This is a genomic window from Streptomyces boncukensis (assembly GCF_011045075.1).
GTDB lineage: Bacteria > Actinomycetota > Actinomycetes > Streptomycetales > Streptomycetaceae > Streptomyces > Streptomyces boncukensis.
On sequence record NZ_JAAKZZ010000471.1, the window covers coordinates 1 to 5,760 of the forward strand.

A 5,760-nucleotide genomic window follows, 5' to 3' on the forward strand; every position below is an offset into this window, starting at 1 on the left:
CCCCTCCCACCTCGCTCTCGTCTCGCGCATGCCCGCACGCCGCGCAGCAGAGTGCGCGGCGTGCCGCGTCGCGCCTCGACGGGCGCGATGCCCCACCGCCGGTCCGTCCGCGGATGACGGCGGATGACGGCAGGTGGGCGCCCGGTTGACCGAACACGCCTGGTTCCGCGAATGACGCTGTACCCGCCGGGCACGAGGTGCCAGGATCGGGAGGGTTGACCAGCGCGACGCGATCACCCAGCATGCGAACTACTGAAATGGTCTACACCACTAGCTCAGTGCGGGAGCCGCTATGAACGAGAGTCCTTCCCTCTCCAATCTGTTGACGGAGGAGCGGAGGTTCGCCCCGCCCGCCGACCTGGCTGCGCACGCCAATGTCAAGAAGGCGGCGTACGAGCAGGCGAAGGCCGACCGGCTGGGCTTCTGGGCCGAGCAGGCGCGCCGACTGAGCTGGGGCACCGAGCCGACCGAGACGCTCGACTGGTCGAACCCGCCCTTCGCCACGTGGTTCAAGGACGGCAGACTGAACGTCGCCTACAACTGCGTGGACCGGCATGTCGAGGCGGGCCTCGGGGACCGCGTCGCGCTGCACTTCGAGGGCGAGCCGGGGGACACCCGCGCGCTGACCTACGCCGACCTCCAGCGGGAGGTCTCCAAGGCGGCCAACGCGCTGACGGAGCTGGGCGTCCAGGCCGGCGACCGGGTGGCCGTCTATATGCCGATGATCCCCGAGACGGTCGTGGCGATGCTGGCGTGCGCCCGGATCGGCGCTCCGCACTCCGTGGTCTTCGGCGGCTTCTCCGCCGACGCGCTCGCCACCAGGATCGAGGACGCCGACGCGCGGGTGGTCATCACCGCCGACGGCGGCTACCGCAAGGGCGGCGCCTCCGCGCTCAAGCCCGCCGTCGACGAGGCGCTCACCCGTCCGGGCACCGACAAGGTGCGCAACGTGCTGGTCGTGCGGCGCACCGGTCAGGACGACATCGACTGGACCGAGGGCCGCGACGTGTGGTGGCACGACGTGGTCGACCGGCAGTCCGAGGAGCACACCCCTCGGGACTTCGACGCCGAGCACCCGCTGTTCATCCTCTACACCTCCGGTACGACGGGCAAGCCGAAGGGCATCCTGCACACCACGGGCGGCTACCTCACCCAGGTCTCCTACACCCACAGCGCCGTCTTCGACCTCAAGCCGGAGAGCGACGTCTTCTGGTGCACCGCGGACGTCGGCTGGGTCACCGGGCACTCGTACATCGTCTACGGCCCGCTCGCCAACGGCGCCACCGAGGTGCTCTACGAGGGCACGCCCGACTCGCCGCACAAGGGCCGCTGGTGGGAGATCGTGCAGAAGTACGGCGTCACCATCCTCTACACCGCGCCGACCGCCATCCGCGCGTGCATGAAGTGGGGCGACGACATCCCCGCCAAGTACGACCTGTCCTCGCTGCGCATCCTCGGCTCCGTCGGGGAGCCCATCAACCCGGAGGCATGGGTCTGGTACCGCCACCACATCGGCGGCGACCGCACGCCCGTCGTGGACACCTGGTGGCAGACCGAGACCGGCGGCATGATGATCAGCCCGCTCCCGGGGGTCACCGAGACCAAGCCGGGCTCCGCCCAGGTGCCGCTGCCGGGCATCAGCGCGACCGTCGTGGACGACGAGGCGAGGGAGGTGCCGGACGGCTCCGGCGGCTATCTGGTGCTCACCGAGCCGTGGCCGTCCATGCTGCGCACCATCTGGGGCGACGACCAGCGCTACAAGGACACCTACTGGTCGCGGTTCGAAGGGAAGTACTTCGCCGGGGACGGCGCCAAGAGGGACGACGACGGGGACATCTGGCTGCTCGGCCGGGTGGACGACGTCATGCTCGTCTCCGGGCACAACATCTCCACCACCGAGGTCGAGTCCGCGCTGGTGTCGCACTCCAAGGTCGCCGAGGCGGCGGTCGTCGGCGCGACCGACCCGCAGACAACCCAGGCCATCTGCGCCTTCGTCATCCTGCGCGGCACCGCCGCCGAGGAGGAGGGCCTGGTCGACGAGCTGCGCGAGCACGTGGCCAGGCAGCTCGGCCCGATCGCCAAGCCCAAGCGGATCCTGCCGGTGGCGGAGCTGCCCAAGACCCGCTCCGGGAAGATCATGCGTCGGCTGCTCCGGGACGTGGCGGAGAACCGCACGCTCGGGGATGTGACCACTCTCACCGACTCCTCCGTGATGGACCTGATCCAGCAGAAGCTGCCGGACGCGTCCGGCGAGGACTGAGCCCGCCGCTACAGCCTGTGAGGAGGGGCACCCCGGTCAACGTGACGGGGTGCCCCTCCTGCGTATTGGTTAGGGTTGAGGGGCACCGCGTAAAGAGCGTGGAAAAAATGGAGCGCCGGGAAGTCTGGTCGGCACGCAGCACGCTATTGTCCGCCGCCATGCCTGGAGGTCCCCGCACGTGACCGCGCCGAAGCCCGACACCGGCCGTGACGACAGCCATGACAGCAGCCACCACAGCAGCCATGACGACCGCCATGACGATGCCCGCCGCACCGTGCTGTTCGGGCGGCTCCCGCTCGGCGAGCGGAACTTCCTCTCCGACGCGCTGCGCACCGAGACCGTCGGCGGCATGCTGCTGCTGGTCGCCGCGATCGCGGCGCTGCTGCTCGCCAACACCGGACTGAGCGACTTCTACGAGGACGTCAAGGACTTCCACCTCGGCCCCGAGTCACTCCATCTGGACCTCTCGATCGCCGACTGGGCCAAGGACGGGCTGCTCACCGTCTTCTTCTTCGTGGCCGGCATCGAGCTGAAGCGCGAGTTGGTCGCCGGCGAGCTGCGGGACCCCAGGGCGGCGGCGCTGCCCATCGTCTCGGCGCTGTGCGGCATGGTCGTGCCCGCTCTGGTCTACGTCGCCTTCGCGCTGGGCGGTGACGGGGACATGCAGGGCTGGGCCATCCCGATGGCCACGGACATCGCGTTCGCGCTGGGCGTGCTGGCGGTGCTGGGCACCGGGCTGCCGTCCGCGCTGCGCGCGTTCCTGCTGACGCTCGCCGTGGTGGACGACCTCGGCGCGATCATCATCATCGCCATCTTCTACTCCTCCGGCATCAGCTTCGGCCCGCTCGTCGGCTCCGTCGTCGGCCTGGCGGTGTTCTGGTTCCTGCACCGCAAGGGAGTGCGCGGCTGGTACGTGTACGTCCCGCTCGCCCTCGTCGTCTGGGCGCTGATGCACGCCAGCGGGGTACACGCGACGGTCGCGGGCGTCGCCATGGGGCTGATGCTGCGCTGCTCCGTCCGGGAGGGCGAGGAGCACTCTCCGGCCGAGCACATCGAGCACCGGGTGCGCCCCCTCTCGGCGGGGCTGGCGGTGCCGGTGTTCGCGCTCTTCGCCGCCGGAGTGGGGGTCTCCGGGCAGGCGCTCTCCGATGTGTTCACCAAACCGGAGACGCTGGGTGTGGTGTTCGGCCTGCTGGCGGGCAAGACGCTCGGCGTGTTCGGGGGCGCCTGGGCCGCGGCGCGCTTCACCAAGGCGGAGCTGAACCGGGACCTCGCCTGGGCGGACGTCCTGGCCATCGCCGCGCTCTCCGGAATCGGCTTCACCGTCTCGCTCCTCATCAGCGAGCTCGCCTTCAAGGACAGCCCGCTGCTCACCGAGGAGGCCAAGGCGGCGGTGCTGATGGGGTCGCTGCTGGCGGCCGTCCTGGCGGGCGTCGTACTGAAGATGCGGGCGAAGAAATACCGTTCGCTGCTGGACGACGAGAACCGCGACGAGGACGGCGACGGCATCCCCGACATCTACGAGCTGGACCAGCCCGACTACCACCTGCGGATGGCCGCCATCTACGAGGCGAAGGCCGCCGAGCACCGCAGGCTCGCCGAAGTGGCCTCCGGCCGGGACGTGACCGAGGATGGTCCGGCATGATCTGACCTGCCGGGCAACCGGGACAGATCGCCGGTACAAGAGCGCCGAGGGCGCGGGAACACCACAGGGAGTGAGCGATGAGCGCAGCCGACGAAGGGCAGAGCATCGGACAGTTGGTCGCCTCGGCGACCGCCGAGATGTCCGCGCTGGTGCACGACGAGATCGCACTGGCCAAGGCCGAGCTCCGCCAGGACGTCAAGCGGGGGCTGCTGGGCAGCGGCGCCGCCATCGCGGCCGGGGTGCTGCTGCTGTTCTCGCTCCCCGTGCTGAGCTTCGCGGCGGCCTACGGCATCCACAACCTGGGGCTGGGGCTGGCGTGGTCGTTCCTGATCGTCGGCGGCGCCTACGTCCTGCTGGCGGTGGCGCTGGTGGGATGGGCGGCCCTGAAGTTCAAGAAGATCAAGAAGAGCGAGGGCGCCCAGAAGTCCATCGCCTCGGCGAAGGAGAGCGCGGCCGTGTTGTCGAAGGTCAAGCCGCACCCGCGCGAGCTGGAGGACGGTGCGACGGAGCGCCCCGCGGTCGAGGCTGTGCCACGCTCGACGGTATGACTCTCGCTGACAGCCCGGCGGCAGTGATCCGCGCCGAAGGCCCCTGGACGCACCGGGATGTGGCCGCGAACGGTGCGCGGTTCCACATCGCCGAGATGGGCGAAGGCCCGCTGGTCCTCCTGCTGCACGGCTTTCCGCAGTTCTGGTGGTCCTGGCGGCACCAGCTGCCCGCGCTGGCCGGCGCGGGCTACCGCGCGGTCGCGATGGACCTGCGCGGCGTGGGCGGCAGCGACCGCACCCCCCGGGGCTACGACCCGGCGAACCTGGCGCTCGACGTCACGGGCGTCATCCGCTCCCTCGGCGAGCCGGACGCGGCGCTGGTCGGCCACGACCTGGGCGGCTATCTGGCGTGGACGGCCGCGGTGATGCGGCCCAAGCTCATCCGGCGGCTGGCGGTCTGCTCCATGCCGCATCCGCGCCGCTGGCGGGCCGCGATGCTGGGCGACGTGCGGCAGACGGCGGCAGGCTCGTACATCGTGGGCTTCCAACGGCCCTGGGTGCCCGAACGCCAGCTCGTGGCCGACGGGGGCGCCCTGGTCGGACGGCTGGTCAGACAGTGGGCCGGGCCCAAGCTCACCGGTCCGGCGGAGGACACCGCCGTCGAGATCTACCGGCGCGCCATGTGCATCCCCTCGACCGCGCACTGCTCGATCGAGCCGTACCGCTGGATGGTGCGCTCGATGGCGCGGCCGGACGGCGTGCAGTTCTACCGGCGCATGAAACGCCCCGTACGAGTGCCGACGCTGCATCTGCACGGCTCGCTCGATCCGGTGATGCGTACGCGCAGCGCCGCGGGCTCGGGCCAGTACGTCGAGGCACCGTACCGCTGGCGGCTGTTCGACGGGCTGGGGCACTGGCCGCACGAGGAGGACCCGGACGCCTTCACGACGGAGCTCGTCCACTGGCTGAGCGACCCCGAACCGGACCGCTGACGGACCCCCGTACGCCCCGTCTGTTCACCCGGCCGTACGCCGTCGCACGCCCCGTCGCAGCCCTGGGCAACGGAACCGAACACATGCCCACCGCATAGGCCGATTGAGCGAGTCCGGAGCGATTACTGACCTTGAGGCAGGGGCAGGGACCGGTGTATGGGCTGGACGCACGACTTCCGTGACGTGGCACGCAATCGCAGCCAGCTGGGGGATCCGCGCGGGCAGGGCTCCGCGCGCCTCGCGGCCCGGCTGCCGAATCAGCACCCGGAGCTGGGCATCCCGAGGCTTCTGCGCCGCCGGGCGCGCTGGTTCGGCGCCCGTCTGCGGCACCCGCGCGGCTGACCGCGGGCGCGTCGCGCGGCCCCGCCCCGTGAC

5 protein-coding genes are annotated in these 5,760 nt (G+C 70.8%); all 5 read left to right on the forward strand.

Going from position 1 to position 5,760, the window contains the following annotated elements; genetic code table 11:
- Positions 1–292: 292 nt before the first annotated feature.
- A complete protein-coding gene (gene acs, locus G5C65_RS29875) occupies positions 293–2,260 on the forward strand; it encodes an acetate--CoA ligase (RefSeq protein ID WP_165302171.1) in 1,968 nt (655 codons plus the stop codon).
- Positions 2,261–2,534: 274 nt separating this feature from the next.
- Positions 2,535–3,905, forward strand: a complete 1,371-nt coding sequence (nhaA, locus tag G5C65_RS29880; RefSeq protein ID WP_165302175.1) for a Na+/H+ antiporter NhaA — start codon at positions 2,535–2,537, stop codon at positions 3,903–3,905.
- Positions 3,906–3,982: 77 nt separating this feature from the next.
- Positions 3,983–4,453 carry a phage holin family protein gene (locus G5C65_RS29885; protein ID WP_165302172.1) on the forward strand — a complete coding sequence of 157 codons (471 nt, stop codon included), beginning with the start codon at positions 3,983–3,985 and terminating at the stop codon, positions 4,451–4,453.
- Positions 4,450–5,385, forward strand: coding sequence for an alpha/beta fold hydrolase (locus tag G5C65_RS29890; protein ID WP_165302173.1), 936 nt, complete (start codon positions 4,450–4,452; stop codon positions 5,383–5,385). The genes G5C65_RS29885 and G5C65_RS29890 overlap by 4 nt, the downstream gene beginning before the upstream one ends.
- Before the next feature lie 156 nt (positions 5,386–5,541).
- Complete coding sequence (locus G5C65_RS29895) at positions 5,542–5,727, forward strand: hypothetical protein (RefSeq protein WP_165302174.1); 186 nt, start codon at positions 5,542–5,544, stop codon at positions 5,725–5,727.
- Positions 5,728–5,760: the final 33 nt, after the last annotated feature.